We start from the raw sequence: 23,649 nt of genomic DNA, 5'->3' as shown, positions 1-23,649 counted from the left end.
AAAGTCGAATGAGTCTACTATTTTCAGGAACATTTACACAAGGAGAAAAAAGTCCAGTGACTAATACCAATAGAATTGAAGACCACTACCTCAAGGGCGGACGTGGCAGGGGCACAGACGATCCTAGCAATATGCAAATTGCAGGAAGTATGTTGCGCACATTATTCGTCCGCAAGATTAGAGCGCTGCTGCTGGTTTTGATGATTGCGCCAACTCCATTGGTCGAAGGGCTAACTTCGACTGCAATGATTGTATCCGTAGTAATCCTGGCGATCTACATGGCGATAACAATGTATAGAGTAGTGCACGGTCGCCATGAGTTCGCGCATATCGCACGTCGCATGGCGCTTTACGTCAACAAGACTTCTTCTAGGTTCAGTGTTGTTATTGCTTATGTAGTATTAATTGCTATTTATGCGCTACTAATTCCCGGACTTGTCTACTCTGTTACATTTGGATTCATCGTCCCAAGCACACCTAATACGTTTAGTGATGCACCTGCATGGATTATGTGCGTATCGCTGCTGCTCATTGCAGTCGCCAGTTTCATCACATCAATCATGGATGACTTTATTGATGGCATACTCACTGATTTTTATGACGAAGATAATGCTGATAGCCCCGATAGTCCTGCCGAGGATATAGCCACCCGTCCTGTCGAGAGCGCAACAACAAGTGCTCTTGCTGGATTTGCTGTTGGTTATATTTGTGGGCGCTTTAATCGCTAACACTTAAAACACTTCTCAACGCTTCTATCTGTCAGCTGTGTAGATGGTCGTGGCGGAATCATTGTCAGCATAGCTATATTTTACAATATGCTCAATTAGTTTCTGCGTCTGGAAACGGTGCTTATGGTGATTCCGGGCGTCTTCGCTTAGAGTAAATTAAACCGTAAAAATAAACTCAATTAAGTTAGTATATTAATTACTTGATTTAATTGAAGGGGTTTATAGTATGACGCAAACACTTGCTGGCGAGCGCAGAATCGTCACCACGGCAGAGCTTAAAGCGATGCTGGCACGAGGGGATAAGGTGTTTCTGCCTGGTGTCGCAGCGCGGGCGCCAGAGATCCTCGACAACTTCGATCCAGCAGATCGGGCACGTCTCGACGTGCCCGCAGCAGACAATGAAATCGTCTCTGTAGAATTCTCCCGCCGCGATACCGTGCAATGCATCAGCATTGCCGACCGTGACCATCTCTACATCACTGACGATATGATCCCGACCCACAACACGTCCAACATTATCTTCTTGAAATCCACAGACGAAACAATGATTAAGACGTTGGTGGATTGGTCAGGTGAGCGACATGTTGTACGCAGAAATTCAAAGACCGTAACCCGTGACTTGGCACAGTTAGTTATGCGCACCGAGGGTAAAGTGTCGTACACGTCTGCAACTGAAAAAGAGCCGGTGGTGTCTTATAATGACCTAAATACTCTGCCATCGCAGAACGCCATCGTCTTCCGTGCGGGTCAGTATCCGGTGTGGTCACGCAATGAAACGATTTGGCCGATGTCGTTCATGTTGTTTGCTAACCAGATTATCCAACCGGGTCGCGAATACTCGTTGCAGACTATTCCAACACTGTCGAGCGCTAATGAATTCGATGTGAATCAAAATGCACCGGACTTTATGGCGATGCTGGAAAAGCGCATGGCGCAGTCGATTCGTACTCAGCGTGCCGTCGATATTTATAAAAAGGCGACTGGGCTCGATGACTCTGATATTGCACGCCTGGATATGGATGTGTATTCAGCAGAAATCATGGACATCGTGGACACGATGATCGCGAAAGATGAGTACGATGACACGCCGGATTATGACGAGGGGGATGAGTCTGTCATGAATGCTCGTGATTTCATGGAGTCTGAATATGACGTTTTTGATGATGAGTTCGAAGACAGTGCTCAGGGCTTCCCCGTGGCTACTGGTACGAAGGTGAAAAAGAAATCTCTGTCTGAAGAAGCAGAGGTCAATGATGAATTCATTCACGATCAGGAGAATGCAGAACATAAGCTCGCTGACATGCGGTTGAAGCGTTATGCCGAAGGCAAGGTGTCACGAGATATGCTGGCTGATCAATTCGGCCACATCCTGCAGGACTCACTCGAAGATGAGCTCACTGCAGCCTATGATGAGAGCCTGCACGCTTTTGCTCAAGATCCGAATTTCCGGGTGACTGCTAACAACGGCTTGGTTAATGCTGTCGATGGCACTGTGTTGATTGAGGCGTTGTCGCAGGAAGATATTGCACTTATGCGCGCGCAAGCAGGAGTGGAGCAGTCGCGTGTCTACTCTGAGGGTGAAGAAGCTCTATCTGGCACAGAGGATGATCCGCTGTCTGCTATGGGTAAATATAAGACCACCCGAGCATTCCGCATCATGCTGGTGGAGCTTCCGCATTGGCGTGATCTCGCCCAGGGTCACTTTGATAAAGAAGTCGCGCGAGCCTTTAGGCGTATTGAAGATGCTTAAGTGTCGTGAGCGATAAAAAACACCGCTGTTGAACGTAATCAACAGCGGTGTTTGTATGTTTTTTGGTGGTGGCGAGGTTTAGCCGTCTACGCACCAGAATTGACGTTGACCAGGGAGTTTAATATTAGGCACCCAGATAGGGTCGCTTGACCACGTAGGTTCACCTCGTTGCGCAGCAGCATCGTTAACACCTTCAATGCGGTATAGGATCAATAATGGGTGTGCGACTTCTGCACGGCTGAGAGCTTGATCAGTAGGGGAGAGCAGGGCGCCTGTACCCTGATTGACTTTGCGGTTTGTTCGCAGCACCATACGTGCTGTGAGATGAGGTTGGTTGCGTTCAAAGTCAAGGAGCGCAGCCTTGAAGGTCGCGAGGTCGAGATCGTTGGGGTCTACAGTAAAGGCGTTGAGAATGGTGATTATCGCGCGCATACCGATGGTGGAGTCCTCACCGTGCTTGTCTAAGTAGGCCAAGAGTTTTTTGTCGAGTGCTTCGACATTCTTGATTCTAGGATCAGCGGCAAAGTAGTTGACGCCACCGCTGAGGTTTCCAACTTTGCGTTTGTCGAGAACATTGGCACGAGTAGGTGCGACGCCATCACCTAAAATGACCCGAATGTCGTTGATATGCGTGCCATGATCGAGCTGATTTTTAATAGCTTCGTTGCCGAGATAGACCTCTTGGAAGGTTTGAGCAATAGTGGCCGGCATGAACACACGCATGGTGTCTTTGTGGCGTTTGTAGCCAAACATGCGGGCGTGCTGCCACAGGGTGTCTGCTTGTGGTCGCTTGGATTCGCGCACGTAGAAAACGGTTTGCAAGTTGTTGAATGTTAAACCGCGCCCAAGCGAGTTGCCACCGACAATAATGTTATAACCATCAGCCCAATCTTCCTCAACAGTCGGGTTGTCGCTATTGACGATGTGGATGGAGAAGTCATCTTCCATGCCACCAAGAATGTTAAGAATTTTTCTCAAGGGTGGCAGGTTGCTGTCAGTTTGTGCGAGCTGTTCATAAGCACGTTGGAAATTGTGCTGAATCATTGGTTCATAGAATCGCTCGAAGGCGAAAGTGAGTTGGAGGCGGGCTTCTTGCGCGAAGTCTCTATGACTGGATGCAGTGTGGCTGGGGTGAATGAGCATGGTACACAAGCTTTCACCGCGAAGTTTGAACAGTGCTGCGGTTAAGAGATAGGTGTAAATGGCGTCGCTGAAGCGAGAATCCTCGTCAAATTGGGTATTAGCGAAAAGTCGTAGATAAGGGTTGTTGAGCTCAGAAAAGAAAAGTTGACCACCGATGTAGCTCTCACCAGGTGCGAAGTGAAGCACATGTTCCGCTGCCCAGTTGCTATCGTCGCTTTGAAGAAGCACCGCTTGAGGTGTACCTGTGACCTGAAGGTAGATGCATCCTGTGGCAAGGTCTCTTATGCTAGTGAGCTGGTGGTTAATGGTCGAAACATCAGACTGATTTACTTTGGTGTTGAGACTTGTCGCATCTGCTTCGTCATCAATAATGAGTACAGGGTGTCCAGAAAGTGCGCCACTGTCGTTAAAGACGCGTAACCAATTACCAAGAACTGCAGGTATTTTTCCGACGACTACGATAGATTTTCGCGGGGTGAGGCTCTTTTGATTCGCACGGAAATCATTGTATCCGTCACGGTCGCACACCAAAGTATCTGGAAATGCTTGGGCAACACGGTCGTATGTTTGTTGCACGAGCCGTGTGTTAGGCGAGGTCAGAATAACAATGGTGTGAAACGTACTGTCGAGGCAATCTGCGATAATTCCCAGCATGTGTGAGGTTTTACCGCTTTGGACATCGCCATAAAGCAGGACTTGTTGATCACTGATGTAGTCGAAGTCATCCATGACGGTATGGCGGAAAGCGTCTACGGTTGCGGTGACTTTTTCACGGAGATCAGCGTTATCACTCAAGCTCGTGATGTAGTTATTGAGGTGAGTGTGGTGTGACAAATTAATCCTGCCCAATCTGTGTCGAAGGCTTCGGGGTTTGGCTGAGATCGAATGACCACACATCGAAATCTGGGTGATAGCGCATGGTCATATGTGTTCTCCCAAAACGGTCGATGTTTTCTTGGGTGGCATCCTCGCCGTATTCCAGGGCACCTTGTTCAATGAATCGAGACTTTAACCACGTACCGAGGATGGACAGGTCACCTTTGCTGCGTAGGTTCTTTCCGTTTCCTCCGCTGATTTTGCAAACAAATGACCAGCCGTCATCAGTGACCGCAGTGAATTCGGATTTGTTTTGTGGGTAACCTGGGAGTCTTGTTGTCTCGACACCGACAATGATTTCGCCCTCATACCAATTGCGTGCAAGGAAGCTACCGTTTTTCTGTTTGCGCGCGCCACCGCCTGAGTTATGAGCATTGAGGTTGCTGCTGGCAGTGGCTTTGAGTTTAAGGTCAAAACTATAAGTAAATGGGCTGGACATGATGGCAACAACATCAGAGGTGGACACAGCTGTTGCTTCAGCGACGTGCTTCATCGGGGATTCTTGATCTTTAATGATGGGGACATGCGCGGTGTCAATGGGGACACATAGGGGTACGACATCACGGTTGAGATGAAGCACGAGATCTTCAGGTGCGGGGTCTAAGATGACGCCGGTCTCGAATGTAGAGGTGTACCCAGGAACGATGGCTGAGAGGTTAGCGCTACCGATATAAGCAATAGGATCTGTGTGCTGGTTCTTGTGGAAAAGATAGATTTTGCCGTGATAACGCAATCGGGGAATAACGAACACCCCGCCTCGATCATGGTCGCTTAAGTAGTCATGGAGCACTCGCGCATGATGCAGTTGGGCAGCAGTCATGCCTTCACGAGCGTGCATTCCACAGGTGAGTGTGATGGTGAGGTCGGGGTGAGTGCCTGCAATAAGAAGCAAATATTGTAGTGATTTCTCACTGATATAACCCACCGTTATATCGAGATGATGTGTGTCTTTAAGTTCTTTATCGAAGAACTTATCCAACGGCTGCGTATCTTTGGGGTGATGCGCATTGAACACAACATTAACGGTGGGCTTCATATATCTACTTAATCAGCTTCCTGATCAGCCAGCGCGAGACGTTCCTTAATGGAGAGCGTCTGCAGGTACGCGTGCTGTTCCTCTAGATCGACGGGAGTGTAATTCCCGGTGTACAGGTTCATCAGTCGCTCACCCACAGCGTGCATACCTACAGGAGGAACAGCATTACCGATTTGGCGGCGGACTTCGGTGTTTGATCCCAAAAACTCAAAGTCATCGGGGAACGATTGAATTCTAGCCCGCTCGCGGTTGGTCAATGCTCGATTTTCTTCATAATGGTATCCCCATGTACCCCCGCCGCCACCGGCGATAAGGGTTTTGGATGGCTCATCACGGTGCAAGCGACGGTAAACGTGACTAATCATGCCCTTGACGTAGTAGGGGTCATCTTTGGGGATCGCGGTGAAGTTTTCGCCCTCAGGGATGCGCTTAAGCACTTCAACGGTGCGAGGCATGATCTTCATGTGGTTGTTGTTTGTGGGGACATCCTTCACGCCTTTGAGCGCTTCGCCGGCAGTCTTATACGGCATGTCACCGCGAGGGCCATGGGTAGGAGCTGGGTGCTTGAAATCAAAGCCGGTGTCACGGCGAATGCCAACAATGAGCACACGTTCGCGGAATTGTGGGACACCGTATTCAGCGAAGTTGTACAGGCGAGGCTTGACGATGTAGCCAGGCTCAACAGCTTCGAGGTCTTCAATGATGGTCTTAATAGCCTTGTGCTGGTTAGCAGTGAGTAGGCCCTTCACGTTTTCTGCGATAAAGGCTTTAGGCTTCTTTGCTGCAACAAAGTCACGGAAGTTTTGGTACAGGGTGCCACGCTTGCCGTCGAGTCCAGGACGCTTCCAGATCATGGAGAAGTCCTGGCACGGGAAGCCGCCGGTGACGAGATCGCCGTCAGGGATGGTGTCATCAGTAAACGGATCAATTTCAGTGATGTCGCCGTGAACAATGTGGTCACCGATGTTGTGCTTATAGGTTTGGACTGCTTCTTCTGAGAAGTCGTTGGCCCAAATGGGGTCGAATCCGACCTCTTGGAGGCCAAGATCGAGGCCACCGCAACCAGAAAATGTGGACACAATAGTGGGTTTTGTACTCATGAAAAATCTCGCAATGTTTTATCTTGTGCGTGTTTACCGTGTGTCTATTACACAGGTACCGATGGACACAGTTTATGCCAAGCCGCACATATTTGCCGCTTCTTGCTAGTTGTCAGTGGTCAACAAGATTTTTCAGTGAATGTAGTGAACAAATGTGCGGCATAAAATGGTGTCTTTTTGGTGCCGTGGTGAACATGTCTTAGTTGAGAGAATCCTAATGCGCAAGGGCAGCCGAGTACAAATTTTTGAGCTCGGATGAGGGGTTGTCGGTGCTCTAAAGACCTAAGTTTTTTAACTTTCATTTCTAGTTCTAAAAGTACTTTAAAAACGATTAAGTTTTAGAGTATGATTATGGATGTAACTACACACATCCGCATGTCCATTAGTGATATGACAAAAGAATAAAGAAAAGGGAGGACTTTAGTATGTCCAAAACTTTATTTCGACACGCTTTTGAACGGTCGCTTGAGATGGCGCGCTCAGAGTGGGGTCAAAAAGATCACTGGGGCAAAGCTCCACTGGGTGATCACGATGCTGTGCGTATCTATAGGCAAGCAGAAGCCTTGATGAAACAGCGCGCAGCAAACAATAAGGGCTTAGACCTCAATGATGAAGCGACCTATGGCGCCATCATGTTTGCGTCTTTCGATGATGCCTTCGCCGCTGATGCCGAAGCTCATGGCTGTGTACACCGACCACAGTTCGCGAAGGTAACTAGGCGAAATATTCTTAATTCACCGCAATACACGGCGATTAAGTCATCTTATGACGCGCTGGTGCAGCAGGATCTCGTGGCCCAACAGCAGCAGGCACAAGCGCTACAGCAAGCTGCTTATGAGCAAGAGCAGGCAGCTATTTTCCAGGCACGTGATCAAGCAACATTCCAGGCTGAACAAACGCTCGCGCAAGAGTCCGTTCGCCAATCAGAGGGTGTGGGTTTACCTGTCATTGATCCGATGGAGAGCTATTTCCGGGAGTACGCCTTCTATGAAGGTGTCGAGATGTTTGGTACCTGGGGTACGCACGTTGATGCTGGTGTGTCGCAGTTTAGCACCTCTGATGGCCGTGCGATCCGAGCGCTTGTTGATGAGCATCTCGCAACCTATGAACCAGTAGAGCAGCGGGGGAGTACTCAGGCATTCTTCGCCTCTGTCAATGCTGCCTTTGCTGAGGTGGCACCTCACGCAGCACCCATGTTTAGTGCGATTGCTCGCGAGGGTGAGGGTTCAAAGGGGTACCAGGCGCTGCGTCACCGTTTCGACAAGATGGTCGGCACTGCAATTGGACCTAATGGTTTGCCTGAGGGACCTGATCTGGGTGGTCGTCGTTTACCTATTTCGCCTTATGATCCACGCTGGTCAGACCGCGAAGTAGTCCGTGTGCACGGTACCAAGCTGCTATCACTGTCCGAAGAGAGTGTTGGCATGATCAGGGACCTTGATCTAGCAACGATCCACCTACAAGATAATGATGTTTACGAGGGCACTCATCGAGAAGACGACACTAAAGGCGGTGTGCGACCGTTGACTCAATGGGTCAATGGTGAAGCTATTGCCTGGCGCACTATCACCGAGAATGACCAGATGCGACTGCCCAATATTGGTCAGTTTATGACGGCTAAAGAATACCGTGCCGCAGCGTCATGGCTGCGTGCTGGACTCATTGATACCGCAGATGTTGCGAGTCAGAAAATTGACCCCAACAAGGTCATGTCTGATGAGGGTATCGCGCGCTCGGAAGCTATTTTGACGTATCTGTCGGATGAGGGTGTGGATTTTAGGATCGAGCCAGATCGTGAGCCGGGACAGCTTAAAGTGCGTATTGAGGGCACCCGTATTGATATTCGTCTCACTGATACTCGCGCCAATGAACAGTGGGTGGGTCGTGTCTATGATTCTGGCACTGTGATTAAGTATTCCGCCGAACAAACAGCGGAAGAACGTCTACGAGCTCGTGAGCGCATGGAGAACGGTGATGGAACGTGGACACCGGCTACTGATTATGAACCAAGCCCAACTGAAGTTGTCGATCTCGTGAAATTTGCTCTCGGTCGAGAGGTTGAGCGACAGGATGGCAAAGGTCTTGTTGGTGTGCCTAATGCTCGACACCCACGTGCTTTAGAGCAGGCACAGGATGCATATTTCACTAAGAATCGTTCCGCATTCATGGTGCGTGAAGGGCTCTCGATCGTTCAGGATGCACGTGATCGAAGTGCTGGTCCTGGAAAGTGGTTTGATAATGAAGCGAAAGCATCGGAGTGGCTTGGTAACAATATCGCCCTTACTCGTGCGCGTGTGGCCGAAGAGCTCGGCGTTGAAGAACTGATTGCGCTTTCTGCACAGTACGCCGATGATCCTGACTTCATGCCGGCTTTTGCTGGTGAGGATGAGCTCATGGCGATAAAGCAGGACTATTGGGCGATGCTGCGAGGTGAGGAAACCGATCTGCTTAACCCTGGGGTTAACCGCGATGATTATATGGCTGCTATCCGCGATGGTGATCATGAGCAGATTGCTGCGATGACCTCAGCAATGAATGCTGTGACCGTGGAGGATCGTGTGCGTCAGCACGCGGCCCTTGTTCTTGATGATTATGTCGGCACGGTGGAGCCTGATCCTGTTACCGGCTTGCGTTTTAATCCGGTGACAGTTGCTCAGCACATGCCGAGTGCTAAATCCCTGTGGTCAAACCATGACGATATTATTGCCGCGTTGCGAGCGACTTCGATTACTGGCGATGAACTGCGCGGTGACGAATTCTATAACGATGTTATTAATCAACAGTTGCTCAAATTTAATCCTGAGACCGCGCAGAAAATGGTTAATAACCCTGATCTTGACCCGCAGTTGGCTCGATTTGGCACTGTCATTGCCGAGACTATTTCCCGCAATGGTGCTGATGTGGTCGATATTGCTGTTGACGATAACGGTGTGGTGCGGTGGACCGCACAGCGACGTGTTGGTGCGAAGGATAGTCGTGCAGTAGATAGTAAGGGGCAGGTTCGCGGTGAACGCACCCGTCATGTGCAGGGTGAGATAGGTCAGATTTTTACTCGCGGTGAGCATGGTGAAATTGTCACCAAATTTAATGGTGGCGAGAACTATATGTTTGCCCCTGGCTACACCGCGTCTGTGGTACCACAAAAGCCTGGTGAGACAAAGAGTTTAGAAGAGCGTACCAAGCTCAAAGGCTATGAGCAGGTGATGTCAGAGGCGTTGGTGTACCGTGTGCGAGAAGATTTGATGTTCACTGAGCGATCCCGAGTGGGTGCTACAACCAGCATCAACAGTGCATATAAGCGACTGTATGACAATCGCTTCCCTGTGGACTTCTTCGAGCGCAGCGCCGAAGAAGGTTTGAGCGATGAGTGGCGTGCTGCGTTGCTTGAGACTGCGAGTTTGCGTGTGCGCTACGACAACTCTATTCGTGATGGTGCGAATGTGATGGAGGATATTCGAGCACAGCAGCGTGGTTTTGATGCGCGTAATGATAACTCCCGTGATGCGCTGGTGCTTACCGGTGGGCGTAACATTTCTGTACTTGATGTTGATGCGGGTAAAGGTTTCTTTGATCCCATGATGACTGGTATGGCGGCGAACCAGGGTTCTGTTCGCTATTTGTTGCCTTCTGCGAAGGTGGGCGCTGATGGCATGATTACCCCTGGTGATCCGGCTGATCGAGTACCTGTTGCAGCGCATCCAGAATCATGGGCGATGGGCTTTGACCCACATGACCGTCAGAACATGACTTTCTCGAACATCATGCAGGCTAGCGCTGTGACTGGTGGTGCACGCACTGCGATGATACAGCTGGGCGGTTGGAACTTTGAAGATGGCATTATTGTCTCTGCCGATTTTGCGAATACCCATGTTATTCGCGATACGGAAGATGAGATGCGCCCCTTGGTTGCCGGCGATAAGCTGTCTGATTTTCACGGTAATAAGGGTGTGATCGCTCTTGTTGTTGATCCAGCGATGAGTGATGCTGATGCACGTGCAGCAGGGCTGGAATCAGAGGTGGCGTTTTTCCGAGACAACCCTGATCTAGAGGTTGTCATGAGTCCGTTTTCTGCCATTTCTCGTTTTAATGGTGGCACGGCACGTGAGCTCATGAACAACCCGCAGGATGTGGTGTTCAGGAATAATGATGGTTCTACTCGTGTTCAACCAGGTGCCTCTGGTGATCTCAACTTCATCGTCACGCATATGGCTGTTGATGCGAAAACCAATGTCTATGATGAAGAAGCTGTTCGTGAGGGCCAAGGACGTAAAGCGTCTTCTCAGCTGGCGTGGGTGCTCCAAGCCCAGGAATGTCATGAGATTATGGAGCACTTTTATGGCAACAACGTCTCTGCATTGGCTAACTTCCAGGAATATCTTCGCGTCACGGGGCTTGATGTCACCCCGTATGGTGAGTTGCGCGAGGGGTTCAGCGAGTCCAATGAGCAGCGCAATATCATCGAGATGCCAAGCATTTACGATGAGAACGGTGAGCTGAATAATCGTGTTAATCGTGCACAGGTGCGCGAAGCTTTTGTTGAGCAGATCAGTCGCGCTGGTGGTGTTATGGAGATTCCTTTCCAGTTACAGTTGCGCAATGGTGCACAGCTAGAAGAGTCACCTAATAATCCAGACATGTATCAGTTGCCACTACTGAGCCCGCATTTGCGCAGTGATGAGGATTTAGCGGACGGTAGTACCTCTCGACATGAGTACACCACGCGGTATATGGCTATTTTTGATACGTGCTACAAGCTGGCAGAAGAGCAAGCCAAGATTGACGCATTGCGCCAGGAGGAAGCGCAGCACGGCACGTTGCCTCGTGCTGCGGAAAAGCGACTGAGCGAGTCACAGAAGTTTGTTGATCAAGCACAGAAAAAGGTGCAGGCAAGCTTTGATGGAATTGCTAATGATATTGTCGCCAGCCGGATCGAGACCAAGAACAATGTGTTCAAGGACGGCTTTATGTCGGCGCGACAGTCACACTCCGCTACTGCTGTGTGGACAGGTGATCCACGCCTGTCAGTTGATGAAGTAGCCATGAACTCTTCGATGGCACGTGAACTCGGCGTTCTCGATAACGGTTATGCAATGGTGTGGCGTGATCCGGTGATCCGCGATGGTGGTGTGCGCTATTTGCGTGTGGTTATTAATGATGATCTGCACGGTGTGGCAGTCAACCCTGTGTCGGTGAAGAGCTTTGACGGTGACTTCGATGGTGACTCTGTAGGTCTGGTCGGCAATCTGCCGAAAAAGGCGCATGAGGAGGCATTGTCCAGGCTCACAGTTGAGGCAAACATGCTTGATCTTGGTGATGGTAAGCGTATGGAGGACGGCACTATGTTTTATGGGCTAACTCTGCATGACAGCCTCGATGTACAGGTAGCGCAGCACCATGATCCGGCAATGGCCGAGAACATGAAGGTTATTGTCTCTGAGCTTAACCGCTACCAGCGTGAATACGAGGCCGGCGAGATTAGCCGCGAAGAATTGCTAGAGGTCAACCGTGCACACATGGATGATCTCAATGAGCACTATGCACAGGCTTTTGCCAACCGCGATGGTTTGGTGACCTTGCGTTTTGACGGTATGGAAAACCATATGGCTTCTGTTGCGCAGTGCTTCGAGACGGGTGCGAAAGGTTCGCCTGGCAAGCTGAAGGAATATGCCACCTATATCGGCGCTGATCCGGCGCAGGGTTTTAAAGACGTAGGTCAACCAACGCCAGAAGCGCTGCGTAGCCACTATGAGGGTTCGCAGAAGGCGACTGCAATTAAGGTGCTCTTTACCGGTGTGGCTGGTAAAAAAGAGCAGGAAATGGTGGCATTGTGCCGCAATCTTGGTCTGACCAAGGAAGCTATGGCTGCATCAGCACCGGCACAGCAGTCGATTCTGCAGGCGAAGCACGACCCGATTGACGCGCTCTATCGTGCAGAAACTCTTATGGGACCAGTAGGTGATCTCTACCAAGGTCGCAAGATGCGTCGTGGTGAGAATGAGCAAGGTCGCTATGAGTGGGAAGTCGTTAGGGACGAGAACCACCAGCCTATCCAGGCCACCAAGGATGAATGGGTACAGCAGTACATGGAGATGTACGCCGATGACAAGGGTATGGGTGTCTCGGTTGGCGTTGACCAGGTGGAGAAGATCGCGGAAGAATTCTCTGATGAGCAGGGTTATATGCGTGTGCTTAGCCATGATGAGCTACCCACTGAGATTAAGCCACTAGCACTTGATCAGCTTGCCTATGGCGATAAGAAGAACCGCTTTGATTTGTTGTGCGAGATGGCAAAGCAGCAGGTCAACATCTACGACGGTGATGCTTATGACTTTGCCCCTCGTGTGGTGCGCGCCAATATGAAGGCAATGGAGGATGCAGCGCGTTTTGGTATCCCTGATGTGGAGATTCAGTCGATTTCTGCACAGCAGTCATTGGCGAGCTTTGAGCGAGTCCCACAACGTTCTGGTTTCCGTATTGAGCGTCGTGTGCCGGCAGAAGTAGGTACAGGGATTGCTGCACCAGCACCGTTACCTGATGCAGGTGTACAGGGGAATTATGTTCAGCAGCAGGTGCCTGCGACCCCGCCAGTTATGCCTGTCACACCTCCGGCACAGCAACCTGTTTCGCCTGCTCAGACGGACTTCCGGGGCGTTGGTCAGCCACTCGACCAGGGCGGAAAAATCGGGAATTATGGACATCAGGGACCTGCAATGGGGGCGCAACAGCCAGTTGTGCCTCAGCAGCAGAATATTCCGCCTGTGCATAATCCGGTACCACAGAATTCTGTTCCGCCTACTCCGGTTGTGCCGAAGCCAGGTACAGGAAACCCGTTTACTCATGGTGGTGCGAACAATCAGTTTATGGGTCGATTTGATACAAGCCGTTACAACCAACAGGAACCACCACAACGACAGGATGGCGGGTTTGAGCTCTAAATAATGGCAGTAGATTTCAGCAGAAAAGGAACGCGGGGTCAGAGCATGAGAGCTACACCACGACAGCAGAGTCGATCTGTTGCACGTGAGGTGGTTGCCTCTGACCCCGTGGTAGAGGTTGCAGCGCAGCCTGTGTCACCTTTAACAGATAAAGAATTAGCGGCTGTTGTGCCGGCGCATGTGCGAACAGCACGGTTGGGTGCCGCAGAATTGTTGCGTCGTTTTGAACGCACAGGTGCAGCAGCTCAGAATAATCAGTTTGACGATATGGACTTTTAAGGAGTGTGGTGACAGTGGCTGGGAATGAGAAGAATAAGATACGAGAAGAGCGGGTGGCTCGGCGTGCCCAGGCAGTCGTAGAGGCGGAGATTAGTCTTGCTGCACAAGCAAGTGAGCAGGTGCGTGAACAAGCAGAGGCGCCTGATGTAAATGAACAGGTAGAAGAGGTTAGTGTCGAGGTATCTTCTGTCCAGTCATTAACCCAGCCTAAGACGTTGGGGCAGCTGCATGACCCAAGGAAAAATGTCATGAGTAGCAGCGACTTGGCTTCTATTATTGGTGTAGAGCAACAGCCTGTTGCTTATGGTGAGTCTGAGGAACCAGAAACACTGCGTGATGTGTTGCCTCGGCGAAAGCTTCACCCATCTGAGATAACACCGAGTTATGAGGTTGCTGATGGTGAACAGCGCAGCATTTTTGGTGAATCAGCTCCGTCTGATTTTGATGACCTCAGTGATGTCGAAGAATTTGATACCAGTCATTGGGTGCGTGCTGGACAAGATGATCGTAGTGATGATGATCGACTCGCTGATGAGGCTGGTGTACCGCGTAGTGGCGCACAAGATGTAGCTGATAATGAGGCTAATCTTTCTGGTGTGGATGAGCAGCTGCACATGCGTGAAGTCCATGCACAGAGTTTTGACCCTATTGACGTTGCCAAAAAGGAACGCAAAGCAGCGGAAAAGAAGTATGCCAAGCCACCAAAAAGTGATAATCCGTACCTAGCACGGGATGCCAAAGATGCAGCTGCTCGTAAGCGGAAGATCAATGCAGCTCATGATAATTTTGCCCAAGAGATGGCACAGGCTGCGATGGGACCACTGCGCAAAGGGGTCAACACTCAAACGGTGATGGCCGCGTGTACGACTGCTGCGGTGATGTGGTGCATGAGCCCACGTATGACCGGTGTGAACGTGGATATGAAGCGCAAGTTTAACAAGGATCTGGAACAGGCTAAAGACACTAAGTTGTCGAAGTATGTGTCCAAAGATTTTTGGAAGTCAAAGCTGACGCGCGATAAGACGGAGAAGGAAGCGAAGTCGCTCTCTGATGCGTTCATGCAGCAGAAAACAGCGATCATCAGCAACCGTGAACGAATCCCCATGAGTGTTGCTTCTGCCGCGCAGACCGTGGTTCGGTTGTCTGATCAAGCGTATGAGGCGATGCGTGAAGTAGATACGGATGGTCAAGCGATAGTGGATGCGAAGGATGTCTCTGCACAGGTGGCAGAAGATATTGACATGGTGGTCAAGCAGGGTGAAGAGCATGGCCTGAAGTCGAAGGATATTTATGGCGCTGCCCGCGATATTGTGGGTCGTCGCATGGAGCGCGATCCAGGCTATGCTGCCCGGTTTAATGAGACGGCTTTTGGCACCGTGCGCCTGGGTGAACAACGACGTGGCATGGTGATTTCAAAGACCCCGACATGGCAATTCCCTGATGGTGCAGGTTTGAGTAAAAACGCCGGCTGGTTTAGTGTTCGTGAGCCGATGGGTAATGCGCAGAACTTCGCTGACAACCTGGCTGCGACTTTGGCGACAGAAATGCGGGTAGCTGGTGAGCAGTACGGTTCCGATGGCGTTCGTGATGTAGTTGCCGGCTTCATGACAGCGACTGATGTCTCAGAAAGTGGCCTCGCCTCTGCGAAGAAACTGTTACCTGACTTTGATACACGTGGTCGCAGTGCTTCTCGGGTGCGCCAGATTGCTATGGCACAGCGCACACAGGCAGCGATCAAGGTGTTGCAGGATGATGGTAATCAGACCGCGATGACGACTGAGCAGGTCAAGGAGGTTCAGGTATGGGCGATGGATCAGGCTGAGAAGGTGATGCAGCGTGATCATCCAGCGATTCTGGATAAGTTTGTGCGCAAACATGGGCAGACATTTGGGCAGGATGCGGACGCTTTTGTTAAATCCATAACTATGGAAAAAGACACGAGCAGCGAGTACACTGATGCTATGGTTCGACCTCAAGAAAATCGTGGATCAGGTCGAGAACTGGCAGCTCGTCGTCGTGTACAAGCAGCGCAAATCAATCAGGCAGCACAGCTGGATATGAATGTTCATGATTTCCGTGAATCGAATCTGCCAGAGGAACGACCCGCGAATCCTTATGAAGCGTATGTTCGTGAGACTGAAGCGAAAACCAATGATCCGCAGTACGGTTATTAATAGAAAATGATAGAAAGAAGAATTTATTATGACGACCCCAGATCCGACAAACCGCGACACCCAAGAGCTTATGGGCGTACCTAAGACGCAGGTACGACTTGGAGAGGGTGGTATGGACGCGAACGGTGTGCTCAACTCTGTGGACCAGCAGCTTCGGATGCGTCAGCGTTATCAGGCAATGAACCAAGAAGAGCGACCTGTTATCCAGGAAGAAACCCAAGTTCAGCAGCAAAATGATGGCTTTAGCTTTGGTTAAGGTATGAGCTGTTGAGCAAAAAAATAACCCCCGTATCAAGAGCTGCTGTGTGGCAGTGATCTTGATACGGGGGTTATTTACATGGCATCAGTGGTTGGTGCCGGTGCGTTGTGTTTTGGTACAGGGGCGTTACGAGAGAGCACGGGCTGCGGGGAAGTGCTCAAAAAATCAGCCAGCTTTGAGTGCAAATCGTCAATGGTGCCATCGTTGCGGAGCACAGTGTCGGTAGTGAGATTAAAGCTTTCGGAAATATGTGAGGTAGTACCGAATGATCCTGCAGTCAAGGTCGATTCATGATCTGGTCGGATGACTTTGACGGTCTGAATGGTGTTCATCGGGTTGGCTTTGAGGCTGTTCAACCACTCAATCTCATTGGGGAATCGCAAATCAGTGATGACAATGGCGTGGTCAGCGGGCAGTTCATTGATCTTTTTGATAGCAAGATTGACCCACAGATGCTCGCCGTGGATGCGCCAACCAGCTTCGGTACCAATACGCTGCATAAGTGCGCGGATGTCGGGGATTTGCTTTGCGGTATCCCAACCAAGTGTGTCCACAACAGTGGCCACGCGGTCATAAATGGCACCATGTGTGGTGATAGCCTGCTCCACACAGACCAGTGGGTTAAGCGCATAGAGTGCGTCACGGACACCATCGGCAAAGGCGATGCGGTGAAAACTGTGCATATGGGTGAGATACTGTGCTGCAGTATCTTTGCCAGATTCGGCACGGCCATTAAAAGCGATGATGGTACGCGGTGAGCTAAGTTCTGCAAAAGTCATGGTGAGACCTACTTTCTTGTGATGAGTGTGTGGTGTTTTCCTGCGATAGTGGCATGGTCAAAGTACGCATCGGGATCAGGGAACCCATAGTGCTGCATGGCGGCCTCATCAGCCGGTGCAGTCCAGTTAGCAAACACTGTGGGTGGAGTGTGCTGCGGATTATGGGTACGCTGGGCAAAGCTATACAGCTGGTTTAGCGTGTGGAGGTGATTGAGCTGGTTGATATGCCACCACGTTGGTAACAACAGGTTGAGATGACCTGTTGACCATTGAGTGAGCAGTTCTTCTGCAGTTGCCCAATAAGAATGGGTGGCCTCGGTGGTTTGATGCTGGTGCTGCAGAGCTGCGTTAGTGCTGTCTTTGCTTAGAATAAGTACAAAGGTGGCGGTGTCGTAACGGCGCCTAAAAGCAGGAATATCAGGTGTGATCCAGCGGTCGATCGGGATGAGTTCATGGTTGTAATTACCGAGATCAACGCCTGTTTCTTCCCATACTTCCCGGCGTGCAGCGGAAATATGAGCTGCCATAGTTTCTGAGTCCATGTGGAGTCGGCTGGCATGATGCTTGATGTGTTCAGGCGACATGTGCTGATCGCGGTGGGGGAGCATAAAGGGATAATCGCTGTCCTCAACACCGCCGCCTGGGAAAACAACAGCGTTTGCTGCATAAGCCATAGTGGATTGTCGCTGCTGGATAAAGAATTCTAAGGTACCTGAGTCAGCAGACTCGCGGGCAATAATGACCGTGGATGCCAGACGTGGTGCGCGGTGGGAGTGAGGTGTGGTCATTATATTTCCGCGCTTTCTGGATGCTCATGATGGTTGTAGAGGTGTTCACCTGAGAGGTTATAGACAGGTAACCCCTCTAGTTCATCATCGGGTGTATCAACCTGGGCGCGTTCGCCTTTGCCGCTGGGGTCAACCCAAAAAGTGCCACATTCAGGGCATGTCCACCCATCACGGTCATGCTCTAATTCTGCATCACACAGTGGCCCGGAACAGTACACATGGACGATCATTTCTGGTGTCTTGTCGTAGAGGTGCTTAAAGGACATTGGTGAGGGTTCTCCTTATTGTTGTGCTGGTTGGGTTTAATCGAGATAGGTCTCGAATAGTTCGATGTAGCCTGTTTTAGTGCTGCGGAGGTTGTTGAATAGGCTGCCTGGAAGCTCGTCGAGCCATGCGCGAATTTGCTCTATGGCGTTGTCGCGGTTAACTCTTTCGCTGTTTACTTCTTCAGCGATGTCGCCAAAAGCTCCGAGAATGCCATAGTCAAGGTGCGAGTTCAGTGCCCAGGTAGGGTAGTCGTCAGCTGAATCTGGGCTGGCATCTTCTTCACGACTACCAGCCTCTTCTTCGGTGAGGTGTCCGGTGCGAACGAGCGCATCAACAGGTGAGAGATCATAAGCGCGTGCTAGAGCGATGACGGTCTTTTCAGGGAGTATTCGACGGTTAAGCTGCTCGTTGAGCGTTCTGATGGGTATGTCGCATTTTCCTGCAGCTTCTCGGACAGAGGCGTTGTTGGTTACTGTGTTAAACCACAGTTTATGGTCAATCATGGTGGTGTCGTCTTTTTTTCTTATGTGGGGGATGAGTAGGTAGTGAAAAAAAGAGCGTCGAAGCGTAGATTGCTTCGACGCTCTTGTGGAGGGCTGGTGTGTTGACTAGTTGAAGTGGTTTTCAACGATGTCGCTGACTACATCGTCAGCATCGAGGTCGTTGATTGATGCCGCGATCGCGGTGAGAGCTTCCTTCATAGTGAAGTCACCGCTATCAATGCGTGAGACGATTTCCTCAGCAGCGTCGTCAATACCGTCTCGAACAAGATCCATGACAAAAGACTTGATGCGGTCTTCGCGTGGGGCATTGGCGATGGTTGCAGAGATAACGTTACCGGCCTCCATCTCTGCGGTAGCCCAAGCGCGGAATTCGTCACGTGTGGCAAATTCGAGATTATCGACGCGTGCATAAGGTACGCCAGGCTTCGGGTTGAAGGTGTCGTTGAGGATGGTGGTGGAGTTAGCAGAAGAAGTAGATTCAGACATGACGGGAAAAACCTTTCTAGAAATGAGTACGGGAGAGTGCCTGCATGAGGTAGCGATTAACGCCGGACCAGTGCAGGATCTGGGTGTTGTGTTCGTTGTCGTGGTTAGAAGCAGAGGAACTGATACGGACAGTGACAATCGGTGCTTGGAGATAACCTAAGTCTTGGGTGATGTAGGTATGTGCTACATCACCGGCAGCTACAGTGACTTTGGTGGCCGGCATGTTTTTGCGTGCAAAGAAGTCAAGCGTTGCTGTACACCCTGGGCACTCAGCCGGTCCGTAAACGAGAATCTCGTGCACAGTTGTTGTTGGTGTCAACAATTCCGCATCAGAGATACGGGTATGGGGCAGTGCTGTATATAGCGGGGTATCGGTAGTAGTAATAGAGGTCATGGGTGTGTAGTAGAAACCAATCGGGAAAAAGAGTGAATGTGGGGCGCGCCCCAACAACCCCGTCACAGCGAATATAGATTTATGCTGGTGCTGCAACGGGGTTGTGAGGATGATGTGTGAGAAGCGCTCAACAGCAGCAGGTGTTTTAGTCCTGGTTGTTGAAAATTGCTCGGAGTGCCTCAATATCGGACAGAACTGGATTAACAGCAGCGTTTTCTGAGGTATCAGAGTTCACTGCAATAACGTCACTGTGACTATTAGGGGTGGACGTGCTGTAGACAAGGTTGTCGTCCACCTCAGGCTGTGCAGCAACGATAGTCGGTTCGACTGGATCAGCTGCAACAGTGGTTACCTCAAGATCCGCAACAACAGGTGTTACGGGGGCGGTGCTTGATTGTACAGTCACATCTGCAGGCACTGCCTGGTGGAGAATAGGCTGTGGTGCTACATGTACGACAGTGTTGGCTACATTGTCGTCGTCCGGGAACTCATCGAAAGCAAACTGAGACAAGTACTGCTGAATTGCTGGCTCTGCTGCAGCGAGTGCACGAGCCTCTTCCTCCTCTTCTTCAATCTGTAGGGCTGCCTCAACATTGTTGATGATCTCTTGCTCAGTTAGAGCAGTGACTTCTTCATCGCTGAGATCACGCAACCACGGGTTGTGCTCAAGCAACAACGCCTGAGCCTGCGCCTCAGCAGCAGCAAGGGCGCGCGTCTCCTGTTCAGCTTCAAGGGTGGCGAGTGCTGCAGCCTCTTCCTCCTTAATTTTGCGCTCCTCATCGCGCTTTTCAAGAAGATCAACGATTTGCTCATAATCGGTGACGATGCGTGGGTATGCGCGAGTAGAACCAGCAATAATGAGTTCACGCTTTTTTGCACGGGTCAGCGCCACATAGGTTGCGCGCTTACCTTCTTCGGTCATCTCTGCATCGGAGCTTGGTTTTTGAAGCACGATGACATTATCGAATTCCAGACCCTTTGCACTGTGAATGGTGGAGACCATGAGCAGTGGTTTCTCCTGTGCGACAGCCTCCTTGTTAGCGTTGTTGCGCGCATTGAGCATGGACTGACGTGCTCGGTTATTCCTGATTTCATAGTCAAGAATGCACTGACGAAGACGGTAGAAGAACTCTTCGTTGGTGATCGCACCGGACTGAGTTTGCTGCACCCAACCCTGGATGTCACGCTCATTTTCACGCCACCATGCAGCCATAGACCGGATAACGCGATCCTCCATCTGCTCACGCTTTCCGCGTACCAACTTATCTAGATGAGCGGTGACTTGGCTGGTAAAGGTAAATGCGGCATGAGCTGGGTCTACAGCGGTGACCTCAAACCAGAAATCCTTAATAAAGGTCGAAAATACCGTGTTGTTGAAACCCTTATCGGACTGCAAGTTACGCACCGTGATGCTGGGGTACATCTCGGCTAGCGCTTGCTGCGCTGCACGAATTTCACGACCAGAATGAGCAAGCACAATGGTTTGCTCATTGTTCAAGATCGCAGCATCAAAGCGAGCTTTATTGGACTCCATGAAATAAGGAATGCTGTCGGTAAACTCAGACTGCTTAGACACATGGTGCATGTCCAGTTCAACCTTTTCTTTGAAGCTGTCCGCAGTAGGTGCATCAAAAGAGTTGGCGTAGAGCTGAATACCTGCGAACTGGTTAGCTTCAATATCCGAGAGGTGGATATTAGCGAAGTCAAGAATTTCCTGGTTGGAACGGTAATTGGTGGTCAAACGGTAGGTACCGAAAACACCAGATGCTTCCAGGGAGTTCAGAGCCTTAGGGTTAGCAGAACGGAACTCATACAAGGTCTGTGACGAGTCACCCACCAAGTACAGACTCGTATTGTGCTTTGCCGCAAAACGAAGTGCAAAGACGAACTCGAAGACCGAGTTGTCCTGCACCTCATCAATAATGAGGTACTTCGGCGATGCATGAGGCTCGATCAGCTTATCCAAGAGCAGGTAGCAGATGATGATTTCCAGCTCAAGAGAAGTCTGCTTGATCTGATCCAACACCGAGATGAACGCCTCGATATGGGATTCCATGAAGATGCTCAACGCTGTCAGGTTGGCGTTGCCACCCTGCGTCATGACCTTATAGAGCAGGTCACGGAGCTGAATCATGTAATCGGAGGTCACCATTTGATCGCCGTATTCAATATCAAGCGTATTGATAATGGTGTCGATGGTGGAGATCTCATGATCAGGGAAATTGTGTGCGTAAATCTCATGAACCATCTTGGAGATGGTCATAGAGGTCACCTTGTCATTTTTTGCTGTGATGTTATCGGCGGCAGCATTAGTAAAAGACAGCACAGCAATCTCTTCAGGGTTGGTGCCTGCAGCGCACAAGTACTCAATGCGTTCCAGAATCACGGTGGATTTACCGGTACCAGCACCGGCCTGAATAATCGCGAGAGGATTATCAGTGGTGATTGCTTCACGCTGCTGCGTGGAGAAGTGTGGCTGAATCTGGTAGCCAGAAGCAGCCACAACGTCCTTATCTGGTACAGGGAGCTGGGAGACAATGGAGTTGAGTGCATCCAGATTTGAGCTCAAGGTGAGCTGCATATTCTGTCGCACAAGGTACTGCACCATAGATTCATTCTTAATGGCGCTGACAGTCCAGAAAAGAGCAGAGTACGCGGTCAGTGGTACATCGTAGTGCTCCAAAATACGTAGCTGGCGAGACATCGGCAGCATAGACTTCTTGGAGATAGGTACCTCGCTGAGGTTGGTGGTGCCAGGGTTCATCTGTTCGGTAAACCACAAGATATTGTGGGCATTTTGCTTGATGACATCACTCACATGTGCGGTGATCTTGTTGCTGTTGATGAGCTTTGCCTGTGCAACAACGCGTTCGCACAGCTGATAGGACTTTTCAGACCATTCATTGAGCACAACCATATCGAGGGCAATGGGGGTTGGGGAGCTGGCAATATTGATGTGATTAGAGAGATATGAATCAAGGTTGTTGAGCATATCGACCAAGGTGGTGGCTGGGTCCCATGAGAAATCGACAAATGCGAAAGAGTTTACACTAGCGAAGCCAAAAGGATTGTGATCGAAAAGATCAGTGACAGCGCCAATACGCTTGATACTTGGGGTAGAAATAGGATTATCATCCCTATCAAGCACCTGGTTGCCCTGGTCATCAAGCAGAGTAGATCCATGATCTTGACCGGCAATAACGTGAACGGTGACGCGGTAATAGACATGAGTGGTGTTATCAGAGGCGGTGGTACCGTCATCGAGTACCGTCTTACCGGATCGTAGAGCGATAGTCTGCGGGGTAAAATCCACCCACAGGTTATATCCGTGGAAATGGTAATCACAGATGTCAGCGACATTAATCATCTGGTCCAGCTGCGGAATATCGAGTTGGTAGAGGTACGGCCAGGCAGCCAATTCCGAATCAGAGTTGTTGACATTATTGTTGCGACGCAGGGTAGAGACATGAAACGCGTTGCTGATGGACTCACTGAGAACAACAGCGGGGGTTGGATGGGTAAGGATGTAGCGGGTCTTAATACCCTTGTGATCTGCTGATTGTGGGGTGTAGACATCAGAGACTGGCTGGTAGGACAGATCTGGGTTGGTCGGGTGTACGTTCTTGTTGAGGCGACCGGTCCTACCACCTACGCCAGTAAGATCACGGTGGAAGAACTTTGCCGTGAGTCCTTTAGGCTTCAGAGCAGGGGCTTTACGCTTTTTCTTAGGTTTTTCAGCTGCTGCGTCTACACCTTCTTCTGTCGCGTTAGTGCTGATGGTGGCGTCGCCATCAAGGTCAGCATCAGCGTTAATAGCATCAAGTAAATCGGCGTCAGTGTCAGGGTTGTATTCGGTGGCAGTGCCGATGGTGGAGTCGTCGTCAGAATTGAGGTTATCAATGATAATTGGCATGAGAATGTGGCTTTCTTAAAAGTAGAAAAAGTGGAGGTGTGTTGAGGCAGGTTCTTTTATGCTGCAGCAGGGTAACGCGTTGAATTACCTGTCATGAGCACGGCGTTGAGGTAATCCTCGTACTCTTGCTCGCGGTAACCAGGGTTGCGTGGATCAAGTGAGGGGTTGTCGTAGCCGTCACGAGGTGGCTGCGGGATAGTTTGAAAATCGTACATGTGGGTGAGTTTTCTTTGGTCGTG

The 23,649-nt window shown here is 50.4% G+C and carries 17 protein-coding genes; 6 read left to right on the top strand and 11 right to left on the bottom strand.

Annotated features, from left to right (window positions below; all coding sequences use genetic code 11):
* Nucleotides 1–56 precede the first annotated feature (56 nt).
* Entirely contained in the window at nt 57–728 is a 672-nt protein-coding gene (locus CGL_RS08885) for a hypothetical protein (RefSeq protein WP_011014624.1), read from the top strand.
* Between the two features lie 226 nt (nt 729–954).
* Complete coding sequence (locus tag CGL_RS08880) at nt 955–2,478, top strand: hypothetical protein (protein ID WP_011014623.1); 1,524 nt, start codon at nt 955–957, stop codon at nt 2,476–2,478.
* Nucleotides 2,479–2,556: 78 nt separating this feature from the next.
* On the opposite strand, the gene CGL_RS08875 is transcribed toward CGL_RS08880, so the two are convergent.
* Genes CGL_RS08875 through CGL_RS08865 form a run of 3 tightly spaced genes read right to left on the bottom strand, consistent with a single transcriptional unit; the run spans nt 2,557 to nt 6,633 of the window.
* Complete coding sequence (locus tag CGL_RS08875; protein ID WP_227747667.1) at nt 2,557–4,416, bottom strand: Z1 domain-containing protein; 1,860 nt, start codon at nt 4,414–4,416, stop codon at nt 2,557–2,559.
* A 40-nt stretch (nt 4,417–4,456) separates the two neighbouring features.
* Nucleotides 4,457–5,533 carry a restriction endonuclease PLD domain-containing protein gene (locus CGL_RS08870; RefSeq protein ID WP_011014621.1) on the bottom strand — a complete coding sequence of 359 codons (1,077 nt, stop codon included), beginning with the start codon at nt 5,531–5,533 and terminating at the stop codon, nt 4,457–4,459.
* Between the two features lie 8 nt (nt 5,534–5,541).
* Nucleotides 5,542–6,633 carry a DNA cytosine methyltransferase gene (locus CGL_RS08865; protein WP_011265811.1) on the bottom strand — a complete coding sequence of 364 codons (1,092 nt, stop codon included), beginning with the start codon at nt 6,631–6,633 and terminating at the stop codon, nt 5,542–5,544.
* A 425-nt stretch (nt 6,634–7,058) separates the two neighbouring features.
* On the opposite strand from CGL_RS08865, the gene CGL_RS08860 reads away from it, so the two are divergent.
* The 4 genes from CGL_RS08860 to CGL_RS08845 are packed head-to-tail and all read left to right on the top strand — an operon-like array spanning nt 7,059 to nt 16,277.
* On the top strand, nt 7,059–13,568 hold the full coding sequence (locus tag CGL_RS08860; RefSeq protein WP_011014619.1) for a hypothetical protein: 6,510 nt from the start codon (nt 7,059–7,061) through the stop codon (nt 13,566–13,568).
* A gap of 45 nt (nt 13,569–13,613) precedes the next feature.
* Complete coding sequence (locus CGL_RS08855) at nt 13,614–13,847, top strand: hypothetical protein (RefSeq protein WP_011014618.1); 234 nt, start codon at nt 13,614–13,616, stop codon at nt 13,845–13,847.
* A gap of 53 nt (nt 13,848–13,900) precedes the next feature.
* Nucleotides 13,901–16,021: a hypothetical protein gene (locus tag CGL_RS08850; protein ID WP_011014617.1), complete on the top strand. Its 2,121-nt coding sequence runs from the start codon at nt 13,901–13,903 to the stop codon at nt 16,019–16,021.
* Nucleotides 16,022–16,049: 28 nt separating this feature from the next.
* Nucleotides 16,050–16,277, top strand: a complete 228-nt coding sequence (locus CGL_RS08845) for a hypothetical protein (RefSeq protein WP_011014616.1) — start codon at nt 16,050–16,052, stop codon at nt 16,275–16,277.
* A gap of 77 nt (nt 16,278–16,354) precedes the next feature.
* Here the strand turns inward: CGL_RS08845 and CGL_RS08840 are convergent, their stop codons facing one another.
* From CGL_RS08840 to CGL_RS15445, 8 genes are all read right to left on the bottom strand, one after another.
* Nucleotides 16,355–17,059: a hypothetical protein gene (locus CGL_RS08840; RefSeq protein WP_011014615.1), complete on the bottom strand. Its 705-nt coding sequence runs from the start codon at nt 17,057–17,059 to the stop codon at nt 16,355–16,357.
* A gap of 8 nt (nt 17,060–17,067) precedes the next feature.
* Complete coding sequence (locus tag CGL_RS08835; protein WP_011014614.1) at nt 17,068–17,847, bottom strand: NUDIX hydrolase; 780 nt, start codon at nt 17,845–17,847, stop codon at nt 17,068–17,070.
* A complete protein-coding gene (locus tag CGL_RS08830) occupies nt 17,847–18,113 on the bottom strand; it encodes a hypothetical protein (protein ID WP_011014613.1) in 267 nt (88 codons plus the stop codon). Before CGL_RS08830 ends, CGL_RS08835 begins: the two co-directional genes overlap by 1 nt.
* 36 nt (nt 18,114–18,149) lie before the next feature.
* On the bottom strand, nt 18,150–18,617 hold the full coding sequence (locus tag CGL_RS08825; RefSeq protein ID WP_011014612.1) for a hypothetical protein: 468 nt from the start codon (nt 18,615–18,617) through the stop codon (nt 18,150–18,152).
* 105 nt (nt 18,618–18,722) lie between these two features.
* Nucleotides 18,723–19,103, bottom strand: a complete 381-nt coding sequence (locus tag CGL_RS08820) for a hypothetical protein (RefSeq protein ID WP_011014611.1) — start codon at nt 19,101–19,103, stop codon at nt 18,723–18,725.
* 16 nt (nt 19,104–19,119) lie between these two features.
* A complete protein-coding gene (locus tag CGL_RS15665; protein WP_227747666.1) occupies nt 19,120–19,497 on the bottom strand; it encodes a hypothetical protein in 378 nt (125 codons plus the stop codon).
* 145 nt (nt 19,498–19,642) lie between these two features.
* Nucleotides 19,643–23,410, bottom strand: coding sequence for a UvrD-helicase domain-containing protein (locus tag CGL_RS15660; RefSeq protein ID WP_011265807.1), 3,768 nt, complete (start codon nt 23,408–23,410; stop codon nt 19,643–19,645).
* Between the two features lie 56 nt (nt 23,411–23,466).
* Nucleotides 23,467–23,625 (bottom strand): hypothetical protein, encoded by a 159-nt coding sequence (locus CGL_RS15445; RefSeq protein ID WP_011014608.1) that lies wholly within the window; start codon nt 23,623–23,625, stop codon nt 23,467–23,469.
* Nucleotides 23,626–23,649 lie beyond the last annotated feature (24 nt).

It is taken from the genome of Corynebacterium glutamicum ATCC 13032, assembly GCF_000011325.1.
Lineage (GTDB): Bacteria > Actinomycetota > Actinomycetes > Mycobacteriales > Mycobacteriaceae > Corynebacterium > Corynebacterium glutamicum.
This window is presented reverse-complemented; position numbering and strand designations above follow the sequence as displayed.